Genomic DNA, 2,576 nt, shown 5'->3' with positions numbered 1-2,576 from the left:
CCCTGGCGGCACACCCACGCGCGCACCCCCGCCGATCGGCCCCCTTGCCGTGTCGGAGCCCGGGGATAGCCTGGAGGCGGAGGTTTCGATGACACTCGACCCGCACTCGCCCCGCGTCCCGTCCGCGTCCGACAACCCCGGCCCGCACCCCTGGCGCCGGTTCGTCGCCCTCGGCGACTCCTTCACCGAGGGGATCGGCGACCCGCTGCCGGACGGCGGTCACCGCGGCTGGGCCGACCGCGTGGCCGAAGTGCTGGCGGCGCAGGTCGACGATTTCGCCTATGCGAATCTCGCCGTGCGGGGCAAGCTCATCGCGCAGATCGTCGCCGATCAGATCGAGCCGGCCCTGGCCCTGAAGCCCGACCTCATCACGTTCTCGGCGGGGGGCAACGACGTCATCCGGCCCGGGACCGATCCCGACGCCGTCTCCCAGCAGTTCGAAGACGCGGTGGTGCGCCTTCGCAGCGGGGGCGCCACGGTCGTCGTGTTCACCGGCATCGACACCGAGTTCACGCCGGTGTTCCGCGGCATCCGAGGAAAGGTCGCGATCTACAACGAGAACATCCGCTCCATCGCGGACCGCTACGACTGCATCGTCGCCAACCAGTGGGGCCTGAAAGAGGTGCAGGACATGCGCTTCTTCGATGACGACCGGCTGCACTACAACACGCTCGGCCACCACGAGGTCGCACGCATGGTGTTGCGGGCGCTCAACGTACCGAACGACCTGCAGCCGATGCAGCCCGAGGCGCTGACACCGACGACCTGGCGCGCCGCCCGCGAGAAGGACTTCGTCTGGGCACGCGAATACCTCGTGCCCTGGGTGCTGCGGCGCCTGCGCCACGAGTCCTCGGGCGACCACATCCTCCCCAAGCGGCCCGAACCGCTGCCCGTGACCTTCCTCGCCCCCGGGCAGGATGCCGCGGCCTCCCGCGAGACGCAGGTCTGAGCGCCGCACCTCAGCGCAGCGCGCGCCCCAACTCCCACAGCGCCACGGCGCTCGCCGCGGCGACGTTGAGCGAATCCACTCCCCCGGCCATCGGGATCGTCACGACCGTATCGGCGGCGGCGAGCGCACCGCGGCTCAGGCCGTCGCCCTCGGAGCCCATCAGCAGCGCGACGCGCTCATGCCCCGCGGCGGCGAAAGCGTCGAGGGTCACGGCGTCGTCGGCGAGCGCGAGGGCGGCCAGGTGCAGCCCCGCGCCCTCGAGCAGCGGCTTCGCCGCGGTCCACTCGGGCAACCGCGTCCACGGCACCTGGAACACCGTGCCCATGCTCACCCGGACGCTCCGCCGATACAGCGGATCGGCGCACCGCGGGGTCACGAGCACCGCGTCCGCCCCGAGCGCCGCAGCCGAACGGAACGCCGCACCGACGTTGGTGTGGTCCACGATGTCCTCGAGCACGACGACGAGCCGCGCGCCCGCCACGACCTCCTCGACGGGCCGGAGCGGCGGACGGTGCATGGATGCCAGCAGCCCCCGGTGCACGGTGTACCCGGTGACCTGCGCGGCGACCTCGGCCGGGACGACGTAGATCTCGGCCTCCTCGCCGACGAGGGCGAGGGCGTCGGCGAGGAACTTCTCCTGCACGAGCACCGAACGGGGACGGTGTCCGGCGCGCAGCGCCCGGTCGAGCACCTTCGACGACTCCGCGATGTACAGGCCACCCGCGGGCTCGCTGACGCGACGCAGCGACACGTCGGTGAGGTCGCGGTAGTCGGCGAGGCGCGGGTCGTCGGCGAAGTCCAGGGGGGTGACGGGCATCGTCCCACTCTGCCAGGCGGGGAGCGGACACCGTCCCCGCCCCGCCTCAGGCCACGTGCAGGACGCGTCCGCCGCCGATGACGAGGGCCCGCTCGGGCTGGCGTACGAGCGCGTCCATGGGGTTCTCGGCATCCACGAGCACGATGTCGGCACGAGCACCCTCGACGAGGTCGTGCGTCTCGCGTCCTACCGCCCACGCTCCCGCGCTGGTGGCCAGCTGCACGACCCGCAGGAGGTCGTCGTCGCGCACGAGTCCGCCGGCGCGGGCATACTGCCACGCGATCCCGAGCGTGTCGCCGGTGCCGTGCGGGCTCCACAGGTCGCGGATACCGTCGGTGCCGAGCCCGAGCCGCACGCCCGCGGCATCCAGTTCGTCCAGCGGCAGTTGCGGCAGGCGCAGCGGCGCGACGGTCGTCATGCTGACGCCGGCCTCGCCCATCGCGGCGAGCAGGTCACGCCGGTGCGCGGGGTCGAGCTGCGCGACGGCGAAGCCGTGCGCGATGTTCACGCGCCCCTGCAGCCCGAGGCGCACGGCGCGCTCGACGATCAGCTCGATCTGGAAGGCGCCGAGCTCGGCGGGATCGTGCAGGTGGATGTCGACGCCGCGACCGGTGTCGGCGGCGAGCGCGGTGATCGCGTCGATCTGACCGACCGGGTCGCGGTCGATCGTCGCGGGGTCCAGCCCGCCGATCCAGCGGACGGCGTCGTGCGCGGCGGCGGCCCGGAGCAGGTCGAGCACGCCGGGGCGGCGCAGCACCCCGTCCTGCGGGAACGCGACGATCTGCACCTCGACGGCACCCCCGTACGCGG

General features: G+C 73.0%; 3 protein-coding genes. 1 reads left to right on the top strand and 2 read right to left on the bottom strand.

Features of this window, described 5'->3' with window-relative positions; translation table 11 throughout:
- The first annotated feature begins 88 nt into the window (after positions 1–88).
- Entirely contained in the window at positions 89–949 is an 861-nt protein-coding gene (locus tag LQV45_RS25305) for an SGNH/GDSL hydrolase family protein (protein ID WP_230009379.1), read from the top strand.
- A gap of 10 nt (positions 950–959) precedes the next feature.
- On the opposite strand, the gene LQV45_RS25300 is transcribed toward LQV45_RS25305, so the two are convergent.
- Both LQV45_RS25300 and LQV45_RS25295 read right to left on the bottom strand, forming a co-directional pair.
- Entirely contained in the window at positions 960–1,766 is an 807-nt protein-coding gene (locus LQV45_RS25300) for an RNA methyltransferase (RefSeq protein WP_230009378.1), read from the bottom strand.
- A gap of 46 nt (positions 1,767–1,812) precedes the next feature.
- Positions 1,813–2,576, bottom strand: a 764-nt coding sequence (locus LQV45_RS25295) for an amidohydrolase family protein (protein ID WP_230009377.1), incomplete at its 5' end; no start/stop codon positions are given.

Source organism: Microbacterium sp. Bi128, assembly GCF_918698205.1.
Note: the sequence above shows the minus strand (reverse complement) of the source record. Positions and strands in the feature narration are given on the sequence as shown.